15 protein-coding genes and 2 riboswitches are annotated in these 14,928 nt (G+C 65.1%); of the genes, 11 read left to right on the top strand and 4 right to left on the bottom strand.

The genetic code is table 11. From position 1 onward, the window contains the following. Window positions 1-3: 3 nt before the first annotated feature. From HCI85_RS15650 to cobG, 3 genes are read right to left on the bottom strand one after another with little or no spacing between them, the layout of a single operon-like run. A complete protein-coding gene (locus tag HCI85_RS15650) occupies window positions 4-756 on the bottom strand; it encodes a precorrin-2 C(20)-methyltransferase (protein ID WP_167145862.1) in 753 nt (250 codons plus the stop codon). Then, window positions 753-1,379, bottom strand: coding sequence for a precorrin-8X methylmutase (locus HCI85_RS15645; RefSeq protein WP_167145860.1), 627 nt, complete (start codon window positions 1,377-1,379; stop codon window positions 753-755). The genes HCI85_RS15650 and HCI85_RS15645 overlap by 4 nt, the downstream gene beginning before the upstream one ends. Further along, complete coding sequence (gene cobG, locus HCI85_RS15640; protein ID WP_167145858.1) at window positions 1,372-2,715, bottom strand: precorrin-3B synthase; 1,344 nt, start codon at window positions 2,713-2,715, stop codon at window positions 1,372-1,374. The genes HCI85_RS15645 and cobG overlap by 8 nt, the downstream gene beginning before the upstream one ends. Window positions 2,716-2,811: 96 nt before the next feature. Beyond that, a riboswitch (cobalamin riboswitch) is annotated at window positions 2,812-2,999 on the bottom strand. A gap of 69 nt (window positions 3,000-3,068) precedes the next feature. On the opposite strand from cobG, the gene cbiE reads away from it, so the two are divergent. From cbiE to HCI85_RS15585, 11 genes are all read left to right on the top strand, one after another. After that, window positions 3,069-4,271, top strand: coding sequence for a precorrin-6y C5,15-methyltransferase (decarboxylating) subunit CbiE (cbiE, locus tag HCI85_RS15635; RefSeq protein WP_167145856.1), 1,203 nt, complete (start codon window positions 3,069-3,071; stop codon window positions 4,269-4,271). Next, the gene (locus HCI85_RS15630) at window positions 4,268-4,996 is read left to right on the top strand and encodes a cobalt-precorrin-6A reductase (protein WP_167145854.1); all 729 of its coding nucleotides are present in this window, start codon (window positions 4,268-4,270) and stop codon (window positions 4,994-4,996) included. The genes cbiE and HCI85_RS15630 overlap by 4 nt, the downstream gene beginning before the upstream one ends. Before the next feature lie 239 nt (window positions 4,997-5,235). Continuing rightward, on the top strand, window positions 5,236-5,937 hold the full coding sequence (locus HCI85_RS15625; protein WP_167145852.1) for a (2Fe-2S) ferredoxin domain-containing protein: 702 nt from the start codon (window positions 5,236-5,238) through the stop codon (window positions 5,935-5,937). A gap of 131 nt (window positions 5,938-6,068) precedes the next feature. Beyond that, a riboswitch (cobalamin riboswitch) is annotated at window positions 6,069-6,273 on the top strand. Window positions 6,274-6,427: 154 nt separating this feature from the next. After that, window positions 6,428-8,539 carry a TonB-dependent receptor gene (locus tag HCI85_RS15620; protein WP_167145850.1) on the top strand — a complete coding sequence of 704 codons (2,112 nt, stop codon included), beginning with the start codon at window positions 6,428-6,430 and terminating at the stop codon, window positions 8,537-8,539. After that, window positions 8,539-9,309, top strand: coding sequence for an ABC transporter ATP-binding protein (locus tag HCI85_RS15615; RefSeq protein WP_167145848.1), 771 nt, complete (start codon window positions 8,539-8,541; stop codon window positions 9,307-9,309). Before HCI85_RS15620 ends, HCI85_RS15615 begins: the two co-directional genes overlap by 1 nt. Then, window positions 9,306-10,259 carry an ABC transporter substrate-binding protein gene (locus HCI85_RS15610; RefSeq protein WP_167145846.1) on the top strand — a complete coding sequence of 318 codons (954 nt, stop codon included), beginning with the start codon at window positions 9,306-9,308 and terminating at the stop codon, window positions 10,257-10,259. The genes HCI85_RS15615 and HCI85_RS15610 overlap by 4 nt, the downstream gene beginning before the upstream one ends. Further along, window positions 10,256-11,275 carry a FecCD family ABC transporter permease gene (locus tag HCI85_RS15605; protein WP_167145844.1) on the top strand — a complete coding sequence of 340 codons (1,020 nt, stop codon included), beginning with the start codon at window positions 10,256-10,258 and terminating at the stop codon, window positions 11,273-11,275. The genes HCI85_RS15610 and HCI85_RS15605 overlap by 4 nt, the downstream gene beginning before the upstream one ends. Window positions 11,276-11,392: 117 nt before the next feature. After that, window positions 11,393-11,650 (top strand): BufA2 family periplasmic bufferin-type metallophore, encoded by a 258-nt coding sequence (gene bufA2, locus HCI85_RS15600; RefSeq protein ID WP_090378569.1) that lies wholly within the window; start codon window positions 11,393-11,395, stop codon window positions 11,648-11,650. Window positions 11,651-11,706: 56 nt separating this feature from the next. Beyond that, window positions 11,707-12,552 (top strand): MNIO family bufferin maturase, encoded by an 846-nt coding sequence (gene bufB / locus HCI85_RS15595; RefSeq protein WP_167145842.1) that lies wholly within the window; start codon window positions 11,707-11,709, stop codon window positions 12,550-12,552. After that, entirely contained in the window at window positions 12,543-13,337 is a 795-nt protein-coding gene (locus tag HCI85_RS15590) for an HvfC/BufC N-terminal domain-containing protein (protein ID WP_167145840.1), read from the top strand. The genes bufB and HCI85_RS15590 overlap by 10 nt, the downstream gene beginning before the upstream one ends. 108 nt (window positions 13,338-13,445) lie before the next feature. Beyond that, the gene (locus HCI85_RS15585) at window positions 13,446-14,033 is read left to right on the top strand and encodes a LysE family translocator (protein WP_167145838.1); all 588 of its coding nucleotides are present in this window, start codon (window positions 13,446-13,448) and stop codon (window positions 14,031-14,033) included. Here HCI85_RS15585 and HCI85_RS15580 read toward each other — a convergent pair whose 3' ends face one another. Further along, window positions 14,034-14,861: an AraC family transcriptional regulator gene (locus HCI85_RS15580; protein ID WP_241693796.1), complete on the bottom strand. Its 828-nt coding sequence runs from the start codon at window positions 14,859-14,861 to the stop codon at window positions 14,034-14,036. Window positions 14,862-14,928: the final 67 nt, after the last annotated feature.

Below are 14,928 nucleotides of genomic sequence, written 5' to 3'. Positions count from 1 at the left end.
GGATCAACCGCGCCATTTCTCGCCGGGGATGACGATCATTGAGAAGTACGGCGAGGACATCGGTTCCACTTCGTCCAGCGGCACGATGCGTTGGTTACCCATGGTCGCGCGCTCGACGTAATGGGCGCGCTGGTCGATGCCCAGCTCCTGCAGTACGCGGCGGACTTTCTCGAAGTTGCGCCCCAACTTCATCACCACAGCAGCTTCGGCATCGCGCAGGCGCTGCTTGAGTTCGTCTTCGGGGAGCACGCCGGAGAGCACGCTTAACGATTGGTTGCGGTACACCAGCGGGGTGCCGAGCACCGAGGCGCAACCGAGCATGGAGCACACGCCGGGTACCACCTCGACGTCGTACTGGCCGGCCAAACGGTCGTGCAGGTACATGTAGGAGCCATAGAAAAACGGGTCGCCTTCGCAGATCACCGCCACGTCATGGCCGGCGTCGAGTCGGGCGGCGATCTGCACCGCGCAGGTGTCGTAGAAGTCGCTGATCACATCTTCATAGCTGAGCGGCGCGGCGAGTTTTTCCGTGGTCACCGGGTACACCAGCGGCAGGCGCTGCTGCGTATCCGTCAGGTGCTGTTCGATAATGCCGAAGGCGTTGCCGCCCTGGCCCTTGTTAGCTTTAGCCTTGGCCACAAAGTAGCCGACCACCGCTGCCGATTGCAGCAGGCGCAGGGCCTTGAGGGTGATCAGCTCCGGGTCGCCGGGGCCGACGCCGATGCCAAGCAGACGGCCTTTTTGCACGCTCATCACTCCACCTCCGTGGCCAGGGCGTTGACCGCCGCCACCGCCATGGCGCTGCCGCCGCGACGGCCGCGCACGATCACATAGGGCACGCCACGGCTGTCGGCGGCGAGGGAGTCCTTGGATTCCGCCGCGCCGATAAAGCCCACCGGCATGCCGATAATCAGCGCCGGTTTTGGCGCGCCGGCGTCGAGCATTTCCAGCAGGTAGAACAGCGCGGTGGGAGCGTTGCCGATCACCACCACGCTGCCTTCCAGATGCTCGCGCCAGTGCTCCAATGCGACTGCCGAACGGGTATTGCCCAGTGCGCGGGCCTGCTCAATCACGCCGTCGTTATGCAGGGTGCAGATCACCGGGTTGTTGGCGGCCAGGCGCGGGCGGGTGATGCCTTCGGCGACCATCCGCGCATCGCAGAGAATCGCCGCACCTTTGGCCAGCGCGGCGCGGCCGGCGGCACCGGCGCCGGGGGAGAAGCGCAGGTCCTGCACCACATCGACCATGCCGCAGGCGTGGATAACCCGCACGGCAAGCTTTTCCAGATCAGCCGGAATGGCGCTTAGGTCAGCCTCGGCGCGGATGGTGGCGAAGGACTGGCGGTAGATTTCCTGGCCGTCGCGGATGTACTCAAGCATCACTGTTTCCTGTTGCGCAGTGGGCGGCGAACCAGTCGCCGGCCTCGTCGATAGTCATGGCGCTGGCCAGCAGCTGACCGAAACCGGCCGCCTCGGGCGTGCGTTGATAAAGCTGGTAATGCCCGGCGCTGCTGGCCAGCAGGGTAAAGGGCGCGGTGTGCGCGGCGGCGCAGGAGCGTGGGCAGGCGCTGAGATGCACCTGCGGCCGCGCTGTGCTGGCGCGCAGGCGCTTGGCGAGCAGCAAGGCGTCGGCTTTGCTGTCGGCCAGGCCCTTGGCGCAGGCGGTTGACCCGGTGCAGGCGATCAGATTGCTAAGTGGTTCCTGCGCATCGATCAGCAGGCCCAGTTCGCCCAGTGCGTGCAGCAGGTTGTCTGCCGAGTGCTCTGGGATATTCGGCAGCAGCAGACCCTGCCAGGGTGTCAGGCGCAGGCTGGCATCACCGTAGTGCTCGGCCAGATCGGCCAGGGCGTTGAGTTGCGCAGCGTTAATCCGGCCCACACGTGAGGAGGCGGCGACCATGCGCAGGCCGGCTTGCTGCTGTGGATAAATGCCGAGTACTGGATGTGGGTGGATCGAGGTGCGCTGCCAACTGAGTGGGGCCGCTTGCAGGGCGAAGGGCAGTCGCGCCTGTAGCTGTTGCAGCAACTGGCGGGCTGGAGTCACGGAGAGCAGCTGGCGCATACGGCTGTATTCGCTGCCGGCCAGTTCGAGGAAAAGCCTGAGCAGTTGCTCGATCATCGGCACGGCTTGCTCTGCGTCGACCACGCCTAGTGGCGGATCACCCGGGCAGCCGGCCAGGCCAAAGACCAGTCGGGCCGGCGTGCCGGGCAGGGCGCTTAGCCAGATATCGTGGGGGTGTTCGAGCATCGCCAGGGCTTCGCCGCCGTCCAGCTGCAGGGCGAACTTGGCCGACAGCCCATGCAGCGTCGGGGTGGTTTGCAGCAGCTCAAGCAGCGCGGCGGCCAGCGGGCGGGTGTCGAGTACGGCATGCGGATCGAGGCCGGCGGCGGGGCTGAGCAGCTGGTTGCGCACATCGTCGGCGGCCGGGTTGCTGGGGCCGAGGTCGGCGGCGAGCAGGCGCTCGATCAACTCGGCTTGCTGGCCGGGCAACACGCCACGAATCTGCAGATTGCTGCGGTTGGTCAGCTCCAGCACACCGCTGGCGCAGTGTTCGGCTGCCTCGGCGATGGCGCGTGCCTGTTGGCTGGTGATCACGCCGCCGGCCAGCTTGACCCGGCAGATGCCGCCGTCCAGCGCCGGAACGATACGCAGCAGGCCGGGACACGCGCTAGGACGTGGGTCGGGCAGGTCGGCGGAGGTTGGACGGTCGCGCAAAAAGGGTCACCAGCAACAAAGACGCGGCGACCGAACCAGCGAAATCCGCCCACAGGGGATTTCATGGCATCGGTACACCCCGCCCGATGTTGGCACTCGCGACTAGCGTCGTCGGCAGGTCTCCTGGCTGACAGGTCTTAATCTGCCGCGGCCTTCCCGGTTACCCAGTGGCACAGTTGCGGCAGACTCGCTGTTTACAGTTGCGGGGGCAGCCACGGTTTAACCGTGTTCCCTCTTAGGCCCTATGCACAATGGCGGCGGGCACCGACGAAGGCGCTATTATGCCCGCTTTGCGCGCAGGCACGACAGCCAGCTGGTCGGGCGGCGCGCTGATGACGGTTTGAGGAAAGCGCATGACGGCTTGGTTAACCCTGGTGGGTATAGGTGAAGACGGCTACGCCGGCCTGGGTGCGGCGGCGCGGTTGGCGCTGAGCGAGGCGCATTGCATCGTCGGCGGTGCCCGCCAGTTGGCGCTATTGCCTGCTGATCTGCCGGGGCAGCATGAGCTGTGGCCGAGCCCCTTTAGCCTGGAGCCGGTGCTGGCGCGGCGTGGTACGTCGGTGTGTGTACTGGCCAGCGGTGATCCGCTGTTCTATGGCGTTGGCGCGAGCCTGGCGCGGCAGCTGCCGGCTGAGGAATTGCGGGTATTTTCTGCGCCCTCATCCGTCTCACTGGCTGCTGCTCGCCTGGGTTGGCCACTGCAAGAAGTGACCGTGCTGTCGCTGGTGGCGCGGCCGTTGGCGGCGGTGCAGGCGCAGGTTTTCCCAGGCGCGCGGCTGCTGCTGTTGAGCAATGACGGCGACAGCCCGGCAGCCGTGGCCGAGTTGCTACGTGAACGCGGTTTTGGTCCCAGCCGTTTGACCGTGCTGGAGCACCTGGGCGGCGATCAGGAACGGCGCATCGATGGTCTGGCCAGCGATTGGGCATTGCCGCGCGTGGCCGATCTCAATCTGCTGGCAATCGACTTTGTGGCGGGTGCCGATGCGCGCCTGCTGCCGCTGACGCCGGGTTTGCCGGACGACGCCTATCAGCACGACGGCCAGCTGACCAAGCGCGACGTGCGCGCAATCACCCTGGCGCGCCTGGCGCCGCAACCCGGCGAGCTGCTTTGGGATGTCGGCGCCGGTTGCGGCTCCATCGGCATCGAGTGGATGCGCGCGCACCCGAGTTGTCGGGCCATCGCCATCGAGGCCGACGCTGGTCGGCAGGCGCATATTCAGCACAACCGCGATGCCCTGGGCGTGCCGGCTTTGCAACTGGTCGCCGGCCGTGCGCCCGAAGCGCTGAGCGGGCTGGCTGCGCCAGATGCGATCTTTATCGGCGGCGGGGTGACTATTCCCGGCGTGCTGGAGCAGTGCTGGGCCAGCCTCAAGCCGGGCGGCCGGCTGGTGGCCAATGCCGTTACCATCCAGAGCGAGGCGGCGCTGGTGGCCTGGCGCGAACAGGTGGGCGGCGAGCTGACCCGCATCAGCGTGGCCCAGGCGCAGCCGCTGGGCAGTTTCGACACTTGGCGCAGCGCCTTACCGATCACTCTGCTGGAGGTGCGTAAGCCGTGAGCCCGCGCATCCTGCTGCTCGGTGGCACCGCCGAGGCGTTACGTTTGGCGCGTCGGCTTGGCCCTGAAAGCATATACAGCCTGGCGGGCTTGGGCCGGGTGCCGGATGACTTGCCCTGTCAGGTGCGCGTCGGCGGCTTTGGCGGCGCCGAAGGCCTAGCAGCGTTTATTCGCGAGCAGGGCATTGAGTTGCTGCTGGATATGACTCACCCCTATGCCGCGCAGATCAGCGCCAATGCCGCCCAAGCTGCTGCGTTGAGCGGCGTTGCCTGCTGGGCGTTGCGTCGTCCCGGTTGGCAAGCTGGAGAGGGTGATGACTGGCGTGAAGTTGACGATTGGAGCGGGCTGGTTGCTGCGCTGCATAACTTCCGTCGCCCGTTTTTTACCCTCGGCCGTGAGCCGCTGGAGCACCTGCATGAGATTCCCCCTCACCAGTACTGGACCGTGCGTTGCTTAACGGCGCAGGAAGCCGTGCCGCGTGCCGAGATTATCGGTGCGCGCGGGCCATTCGCGCTGGACGAGGAACGCGCGTTATTCGCCCGCCTGGGCATCGATGTATTGATCAGCAAGAACAGCGGCAGCCAGTCCACCGAGCCGAAATTGCAGGTGGCGCGGGAGTTGGGTTTGCCGGTATTGCTGCTGCGCCGGCCCGAGTTGCCAGCGGTTGATCGCGAATTTCTGCAGCCAGATGCCCTGTGGGAGGCGCTAGAGCGGCGATTGGTCTGAGCGGTCGTCGCGGCTAAAGCCCCACAAGTCACAGATTGTTCCTCACGCTCCGCGTGGGAATTCAGCCCAGGACGCTCTGCGTCCACCACGGTTGCGCAGAGTTCAACTACGTCAGGCACGACGCGGAGCGTCGTAAGCGCAGGTGCCCACGCAGAGCGTGGGCACCATCTGGAATCTGATGCCCCGCCACCCGAGTAAAAAATCCCCTGTTAGACTGCCGCCCCGCTTTGGAGGCCGCCATGACCACGCCCGTTTCCCCTTACGCTCGCATCCTGTTTATCGGCCCAGGCCTCAGCCGTGGTGCGTCGGCTGAGCGTTTGCGCCAGCGCGTCGAGGCGCTGGTGGGCGAGGCGCATGTGCATGACAGCGAGCAGGATCTGCAGCCGTTCTGGCTGGCCCTGGATGAGTCGCCGCGCCCATTGCTGGTGGTGGATCTGGAGCCGCGTGCCGATGCTGCTCACCGTGATTGGCTACGTGAGCAGATCGCCGAGCGCACTGATGGCGCGTCGGTGTTTGTGGTCTGCACGGCGATGGAAGACGCCTGGCTCGATGGCCTGGCCGCGCTGCTTGAGTGCCCAGAACTGCATACGGCCTGCAGTGATGTACCCGCCGTGCCGGCGCAGCACGCCTGGTCGCACATTCCGCCGCACGCCCAGCGTCTGCTGCTGTGCAACGGTCCGCGCTGCACACGCAAGGGCGCGCTGGGTCTGTGGAAAACCCTGCGTCAGCGCCTCAAGACTGCCGGCAAGCTGGAGTGCGAGGGCGGTGTGCACATCACCCGTAGCCAATGTCAGTTCCCCTGCGATATGGGGCCGAGCGCGAGCCTTTATCCGCAGGGCGAGTGGTTCGGTATCCGTGACGAGGCTGCGGTGATTCGCCTGGTCGACGAGCGTCTGGTGGCCGGCCGCGCCGTGCCTGAGCTGCGGATTGATAAGGGCTGAGTCACTGCGCCACGAATGGTGGAAAGCTTCGCGTTGTCCACCCTACGCTTACGCCTTGATCAAGGCTGAAATGACTGCTGTAGAGCCATTCGGCAACAGCTAAAAACTTGACGCGGATTGGCCTGAATGGTCATATCCGCGCCGTTTCAGGTGTCTCACGCCGCCGTGCGTGAGGTTAAACGGGAAGTCGGTGCGCCCTTTGGGCTAGTCCGACGCTGCCCCCGCAACGGTAAGCGAGCGAAGTCATCACGATGCCACTGTGCAGTTTCTGCATGGGAAGGCGATGGCTTCATGACCCTCGCGAGCCCGGAGACCGGCCTGATTCTTAGGGATGTTGCACGCTGCCCGTGATGCAGCGGCCATCCCAACTGTTTGGCAACCCGCGGTGGGCGGGCGTTGACGCCGATCGTGGGTGCCTGCGCGCCCGTGTTTTGCTGTTGCGCGTTTCCATCGGGATTGCCGTGCCTATCCCTTTTGCGATGGAAGCATCATGGCGCGCTATCCCCTGTCTCAACTCTCTGTTTCCCTTGCCCTGTGCCTGGCCGGTTCGGCTGTGGCGGGCGAATCTCCAGTCAATCTGCCGGCCACGACCGTTCAGGCCAAGGCTGCTGCGGAGGGCGAAAGCGATCTGCATACGCCCAGCAGCAGTGGTTCGCGCTTGGGCCTGAGCGCCCTGCAAACCCCGGCCAGCACCAGCAGCCTGAGCGGCGCGCAGGTGCGCGGACGCAACAACCTCAGCGTGCAGGATGCGGTCACCCGCACCCCTGGCATCAGCAGCATCGGCAGCCCCGGCAATGGCGGCACCGCACTGTCGGCGCGCGGCTTTACCGGGCACAGCGCGACCATGCAGCTGTACGACGGCACCCGCCAGTATGTCGGGGCCGGCACCGTGACCTTCCCGGTCGACACCTGGTCGGTGGAGCGCGTTGACGTGCTGCGCGGCCCGGCCTCGGTGCTCTTCGGTGAAGGCGCGACCGGCGCGGTGATCAACGTGGTGCCGAAAAAGCCGTTTAGCGGCGCCATCAGCAACCAGCTGCGTATCGGCTACGGCAGCGACGACCGTCGCCAGGCCGCGCTGGACAGCGGCGGCTCGCTGAGTGATGCGTTGAGCTACCGGCTCAACCTCAATCAACAGGCCAGCAATGGCTGGGTCGATGATGGCGAGTCGCAGAGCCAGGCGTTGAGCGCGGCCCTGCGCTGGGATGCCAGCGATGCGCTGAGTTTCACCCTGTCCCATGATCAGGGCGATCAGGACCCGCAGCGTTACCTGGGCACACCGCTGGTCGCCGGCCAGTACCGCGAGAGCCTGCGCGAGCGCAATTACAACGTCGATAACGCCGAGATTCGCTACAACGACCAGATCACCCGACTGGTCAGCGACTGGCGCATCAACGATGCCCTGACCGCCAGCAACCAGCTCTACTACATCAAAACCCAACGCTACTGGCGCAATGCCGAGTCCTACCGCTGGCAGCCGGGCGATCAGGTCAAGCGCAGTGACTTCTACGAGATCAAGCACACCCAGGAGCAGGTCGGCGACCGTCAGACCTTCACCTTGGAACACGCCCTGTTTGGCCTGGACAGCCGCAGCGTGGTGGGCGTGGACTACAACCGTATTCACTTCGCCCGTCAGCACGATTTTTCCAGCAGCTTTACTGACAGCGTGCCGCTCGCCGGCAGCGGTGGCGGTCAGTATCAGAGCACCGATCCACTGGGGTACGGCCCGCGCGAACGTAACTTGGCGCGGCAGTTCTCGCTGTTCGCCGAGAACCGCACCCAGCTGACCGAACGCCTGTCGCTGGTCAGCGGCGTGCGCCGCGATCAGCTGCATATCCAGCGCGACAACCTGCTCACCGACAGCAGCGCCGACCGCAGCCTGACGGGTGATAACTGGCGCGCTGGGTTGGTCTTCGAGGTCACGCCCGAGCTGTCGCTGTACGGCCAGTACGCCACCAGCACCGAGGGCGTGAGCAACTTGCTGACGCTCAATCCGAGCCAGCAACAGTTCGACCTCAGCGAGGCCAAGCAAACCGAAATCGGCCTTAAGCAGGCGTTCTGGAATGGCCAGGGCGAATGGACGCTGGCCGCATACCACATCGTCAAGGAGAAACTACTCAGCCGCGCCACCCCGACCGCGCCGACCGAGCAGATCGGCCAGCAGTCTTCCGACGGCCTGGAAGCCACCCTGGAGCTGGCGCTGGGGCAGGGCTGGCAGGTGTCGGCCAACGCCGCGTGGGTACGCGCCGAGTACGACGACTTCCGCGAGGCCGGTGGTGACCGCAGCGGCAACCGGCCGACCAACGTGCCACGGCGCACCGCCAACCTGTGGTTGAGCAAGGCGCTGAGCGAGCAGGTGCAGGCCGGGATCGGCGCGCGTTATGTCGATGCGCGCTATGCCGACACAGCGAACAGCGTGACGCTGCCGAGCTACACCGTGGTTGATGCCACTATCGGCTGGCAGGTGCAGGCGGACGTGCGCCTGGGGCTGGAGCTGAACAACCTGTTCGACCGCCAGTACGCCACCACCGGCAGCAGCGATGGCCAGCAGTGGTACCTGGGCGCGCCGCGTTCGGTGTTCGTCACTGCCGATTACCGTTTCTGATGGCGCGCTTGCAGATCAGCGACTTGGCCTGGTCGCCCAATGGCGATCAGGCCTTGCTCGACGGCATTGAACTGGTGGTGGGCGACGGTCAGCTGGTCGGCTTGCTCGGCCCCAATGGCAGCGGCAAGACCAGCCTGCTGCGCTGCGCCTACCGCTTTCAGCGGCCCGATCAGGGCCGTGTCGAACTCGACGGTGAGGCGCTATGGAGTCGCTCGCCGCGCTGGTGCGCGCAGCGGGTGGCGGTGGTGCTGCAAGAGTTTCCCCAGGACTTCGGCCTCACCGTGGCCGAAGTCGCCGCCATGGGCCGCACGCCGCACAAGGGCCTGTTTGATGGCGATGACCAGGCCGATGTTGCTCTGGTCGAGCAGGCCCTGGCGCGGGTGGGTTTGACTGAGCACAAGCGCCAGGCTTTCGCCCACCTCTCCGGCGGGGAAAAGCAACGCGTGCTGCTGGCCCGCGCCTTGGTGCAGCAACCGACGCTGCTGATCCTCGACGAGCCGACCAATCACCTCGACCCGCGCTACCAGCTGGAGCTACTGCGGCTGATCAAAACCCTTGGCCTGGCAACCCTCGCCAGCTTCCATGACCTCAACCTGGCGGCGGCCTTCTGCGACCGCCTGTATGTGCTCGACCACGGCCGTGTGGTGGCCAGCGGCACCCCCGCCGAAGTGCTGACTGAAGCGCTGCTGGCCGAGGTGTATGGCGTGCAGGCGCTGGTCGACCGTCATCCCCTCGCGGGGCATCCGCGTATTACCTGGATCAATCCATGAAGCGTTTTCTGCGTTACGCCCTGTGCATTCCGTTGCTGGGGGCCGCCCTGTCCGCCCAGGCGGTTACCGTCACCAGCTGCGACCGTCAGCTGACCATCGAGCAACCGCCGCAGCGAGCAGTCAGTCAGGACATCAACCTGACCGGCATGCTCCTGGCCCTCGGACTGAAATCGCGGATGGTCGGCTACAGCGGCATCAGCGCCTGGAAAACCCCCAACCCCGAGCTGATGGCGCAGCTGGCCGACTTGCCCGAGCTGGCCGCGCGGCATCCGTCGCTGGAAAACCTGCTCAACGCCGAGGCGGATTTCTTCTTTGCCGGCTGGAACTACGGCATGCGCGTCGGTGGTGAAGTCACTCCGGCCAGCCTGGCGCGTTTCGGCATCCCGGTGTATGAGCTGAGCGAGTCCTGCGCCCACGTGATGCCACGCCGGGTGGCCAGCCTGGAGGATGTCTACAACGACCTGCATAACCTCGGGCGCATCTTCGCTGTGCAGCCGCGCGCCGAGGTGCTGGTGCAAGGCATGCAGCAGCGGGTGGCGGCGGTGCGTGCACGCCTGGCGAACAGCGGCCCGGCACCACGGGTGTTTCTCTACGACAGCGGCGAGGAAAGCCCCTTTACCGCCGGCCGCCTGGCCATGCCACAGGCGCTGATCGAGGCAGCGGGTGGGCGCAATGTGATGGATGAGCTGGCCGCGAGCTGGGTGCGCGTTGGCTGGGAAGCGGTGATCAGCAGCGACCCCGAAGTGATTCTGATCGTCGATTACGGCGAGCGTAGTGCGGCGCAGAAGCGTGATTTTCTGCTGCAACATCCAGCGTTGCAGGGGCTGACGGCGATCCGTGAACAGCGCTTTGTGGTGCTGCCGTACCTGGCCGTCACGCCGAGCCTGGAAAACGCCGCCGCCATCGAAACCCTGGCTGCGGCGCTGCACCCGCAGGCGTTCGGCCAATGATTCGCAGCCCGCGCGCCTACCGCCTGTTGTTGCTGGTGCTGGCCTTGGCGCTGGCGCTGTCCTGCGCCGCGTCATTGGGCTTTGGCGCCGCGCCGGTGCCCTTGCCGAGTGTGCTGGAGATCCTCGGCCAGCGCCTGTTTGACTTGCAGCCGGCGCAGGCGGTGAGCAGCGCCCAGGACAGCATCGTCTGGCTGATCCGTGCGCCACGGGTGGTGCTCGGTGCACTGGTGGGGGCCGGGTTAGCGCTGGTCGGCACGGCGCTGCAGGCGGTGACCCGCAATCCGTTGGCCGATCCACATCTGCTCGGCGTCAGCTCCGGTGCGGCGCTCGGCGCGGTGATTGTGGTGCTGTACCTGGGTGAATTTATCGGCCTGCTCAGCCTGCCGCTGGCAGCCTTTGTCGGCGCGCTGATGAGCATGCTGCTAGTGCTGGCGATTGCCAGTCGCGGCGGCCGGCTGGAGAGTGATCGCCTGCTGCTGGCCGGGGTGGCGGTGTCATTTGTGATGATGGCGGCGAGCAACCTGCTGCTGTTTCTCGGCGATCACCATGCCGCCAGTTCGGTGATCTTCTGGATGCTCGGCGGCCTCGGGCTGGCGCGTTGGGAACTGCTCTGGCTGCCGGCGCTGTGCTTGATGCTGGCCCTGCTGCTGTTGCTCGGTCTGGCGCGGGCGCTGAATGCGCTGATGGCCGGTGAACACAGCGCGGTCAGCCTGGGTCTTGAGCCACGTCGGGTGCGCCTGCTGGTCTTTGTTTGCGCCTCGCTGCTGACTGGGGTGCTGGTGTCGCTAAGCGGCGCCATCGGTTTTGTCGGGCTGATCCTGCCGCATGTGGCGCGCTTTCTGGTGGGCGCCGAACACCGTCGTCTGCTGCCGGTGAGTGCGCTGCTTGGCGCGCTGTTTCTGGTCTGGGTGGATGTCGCCGCGCGCACCCTGCTGGCCCCGCAGGACCTGCCCATTGGCATCGCCACGGCGGCGATTGGCGGGGTGTTTTTCGTGCTTTTACTGCGTCGGCGCTGAATCGCTAAAGTTTTTTTCAGCGCTGCTGTAACGCCTGTTCGTCTCGTCGCTCTAGTTGAATGCCGGCACACAAACCCCTTTTCGTCCGGCTCACCCAGATCACCCGAGGATACGCACATGAACATGAAATCCACCGCTGCTACTGGTGCTGCTATCGCTTTCGCTGCTGCCAGCCTGTTCGCTGGTCTCTCAAGCACCGTAGCAGTGGCTGAAGAAGCCAAAGTACATTGTTACGGCGTCACGTCCTGCAAAGGCCAGAATGACTGCAAGACCGCCGAAAACAGCTGCAAGGGTCAGGGTGCTTGCAAAGGTCACGGTTTCAAGTCGATGACCCTCGCTGAGTGCAATGCCGCCAAAGGTACTGTCGGCGAGTAAGTGAGCCGGGGCGGCCGCCGCGCGGTTGCCCCGCATCACCCTGCAAGGAGCCAGCAATGAATGCTCAACGCGGCAATCTGGGCTTTGGCCTCGGCCTGCGCAGCACCTATTACCAAGCCATTCTCGAACAACAGCCGGCCATCGACTGGTTCGAGATCGTCTCGGAAAATTACCTGGTAGCGGGCGGCAAGGCCCTCTACTTTCTCGATGCCATCGGCGAGCAGTACCCGCTGGTGATGCATGGCGTGTCGCTGTCGATTGGCGGCCCGCATGAGCTGGACCGCGACTACCTGCGTCAGCTCAAACACCTCGCCGCGCGCGTGCAGCCGGCGTGGATCTCCGATCACCTGTGCTGGAGCCGGGGCAATGCCCACCAGCTGCATGATCTGCTGCCGCTGCCCTACACCGAGGAGAGCCTGCAGCATGTGGCCGAGCGGGTGCGCCAGGTGCAGGACGTGATCGAGCGGCCGCTGGTGCTGGAAAACGTCTCCAGTTACCTGCGCTGCGCCGATGATCAGTTCAGCGAATGGCAGTTCCTTGCTGCACTCAGCGAGTTGAGCGGCTGCGAGCTGTTGCTGGACGTTAACAATGTCTACGTCAGCGCACGCAACCATGGCTTTGATGCCTGGACCTTTATCAGCAGCCTGCCCAAGCAGCGCATTCGTCAGCTGCACCTGGCCGGCCACAGCGATTACGGCAGCTACCTGATCGACACCCATGATCAGCCGGTCAGTGACCCGGTCTGGCAGCTTTATCAACGCACCCTGCAGCACCTCGGCCCGGTGTCCACGCTACTGGAGCGTGACGATCATTTTCCCGATCTGGATGTGCTGCTCGACGAGCTGAATACCGCGCGCCGGTTTGCCGTCCAAGCACTGCAAGGCACAGCGCAATGCGCCTGAGTGACTGGCAGGCGCAGGTGCAGGCCTACCTGCTCAAACCCGATGCCCAGCCCAATCCGGCGCTGCAGGCCAGTCTGCTGGGTAGTGCGGCGCTGAGTGTCGAACAGGGCCTGGCGATTTACCACAACGCTTACCGCGCGCGCCTGCTGGAAGCCTTGCGTGGTGACTATCCGGCGGTGCATGGCTGGCTCGGTGATGAGGAATTCGGTGCCCTGGCCCTGGCCTATCTCGCTGCGCACCCCTCGCAGCATTTCAGCCTGCGCTGGTTAGGCGCACAGTTGGCGGACTTTATCGACGGCTACCTGATTCCCGCACAGGCCGCGCCGCTCAGCGAACTGGCGCGGCTGGAATGGGCCTTTACCCTGGCCTTTGATGCACCTGAAGGCCAGCCCCTGAGCCTGACGCAGATGGCCGAACTGCCGGCTGAAGACTGGCCGACCCTGCAGGTGCGTTTGCTACCGAGCGTGCAGTGGCTGGCGTGCCGGCATAACAGTCTGGCGATCTGGCGTGCGGGCAAGGAGCAGGGTGACTTCCCCGGCAGCCAAGCATTGGTTGAGGTGGAGACCTGTGTGGTCTGGCGTGATCAGCTGATTACCCGCTATCGCAGCCTGGCGGCCGATGAAGCGGAGGCATTGCAGGGCATGACTGTGCAGGGTTGGAGCTTCGCTGAGCTGTGCGGCGAGCTGGCGCACCTCGGCGAACAGGCACCCGTGCAGGCGGTGAGCTGGTTGCGTCAGTGGCTGGCGGATGGGCTGTTGCAGCGGGCGGATCACGCCCAGCCGTGATGATCTCTGCCCTGTCGGCACATACCCTGACAGGGCAATTTCCTTCAATACCCTGCGCCGTGCGCCTGTCAGCCTGGCACCTCCTTTGGTTGTGCTGACAGGTGTGTGATGAATACGCTGTTTTACTCCATGGCGGGTTTTGCCCTCGCTGCTTCGATCTCTCCCGGCCCGGTCAACCTGCTGGCGCTTAGTGCCGGCGCGACCCATGGGCTGCGCAGCAGCATGCGCCATGTCACGGGGGCGACGTTCGGCTTTACCGCGTTGTTGCTGGCCATGGGCCTGGGTTTGCAACAGCTGTTGCAGCAGTGGCCGGTACTGACGCAATGGGTGGCCTGGTTTGGCGTCGCCTTTCTGCTGTACATGGCCTATGGCCTGGCCCGGGCTGACGGGCAGCTCAGTGGTAACGCCGCGCAGCAGCGCCCGTCGCTGTTCAACGGCGCGCTGATGCAGTGGCTCAACCCCAAGGCCTGGCTGGCCTCGATGGCAGGCATGGGCGCCTATGCGGCTGATGGCGATCTGTGGCGGGTGGGGCAGTTTGCGGCGCTGTATTTCGTGATCTGTTATCTGTCGATCAGTTGCTGGGCGCTGGCCGGGGTTTACCTGCGCCAGTACCTGGAGAATCCGCTGTACCTGCGCCGGTTCAATCGCGGCCTGGCCTTGCTGCTGGTGCTCTCGGCGGTTTATCTGCTGGTCTGATCAGGCGCGGCGGTATTGCCCGGGGGTGGCGGCGAGCAGCTGTTTGAAGGTGCGCTGCAAGTGCGCCTGGTCGGCAAAGCCGGCGTCCAGCGCCACCTCGGCAATCGATTCGCCGCGTTTCAGCCCGGCCTGGGCCACTTGCACGCGGCAGTTGAGCAGGTAGGCATGTGGGGTCATGCCGTAGTGCTGGCGGAAACTGCGAATCAGGTACGAGGGCGATAGCTCGGCGGCGCTGCAGATGTCTTCCAGCTTGAGCGTTTGGGTGCAGTGCGCGCGGATAAATTCTGCGGCCAGACGAATGCGCGGGTTGTCCTCGCGCAGAGGTGCCGGCGCGGGTGCCAGGCGCTGTTGCAGGGTGCTGAAATAGTCGATCAGAGCGCACTCTTTGCGCAGCTGATCGACCGACGCGGCATTGAGCAGGTCGTACAGCTGGTTGAGGCCGTTGAACAGCTCAGGGTCGCGGCTGAGGATGGCGGAGAAGGGCTGCATGTGTGGGTTGTGGCCGAACCCCAGCTGGTGTTGCAGCTCGCCCAGCCAGGCGCTGTCGATATAGAACATGCGGTATGACCAGGGCTGCCCATCCACGGGGTTGCAGGCATGCACGTCACCTGGGTTCATCAGCACCAGCGTGCCAGCCGCGACCTGCTCGCGCGCCTTTTCATTGAAGTAGGTGCTGCGGCCCCGGGTGATGGTGCCAATCGAAAAACACTCATGGGAATGCTTGGCGTAGCACAACAGACGGCCATCGAGGGCTTCGCGCGTTTCCACGAAGGGCAGCGCCGGGTCGCGCCAGAAGCGTGGGGTGGTGGCCTGTTGCTCAGTGCTCATCATGCGTCCCTGGCGTAATCGCCGTATAGCCAGCGCTGACTATAGCGGCCGCTGGCGCTTGTTCAAA

This window comes from Pseudomonas sp. OTU750018, from assembly GCF_011636575.1.
Lineage (GTDB): Bacteria > Pseudomonadota > Gammaproteobacteria > Pseudomonadales > Pseudomonadaceae > Aquipseudomonas > Aquipseudomonas peli.
Note: the sequence above shows the minus strand (reverse complement) of the source record. Positions and strands in the feature narration are given on the sequence as shown.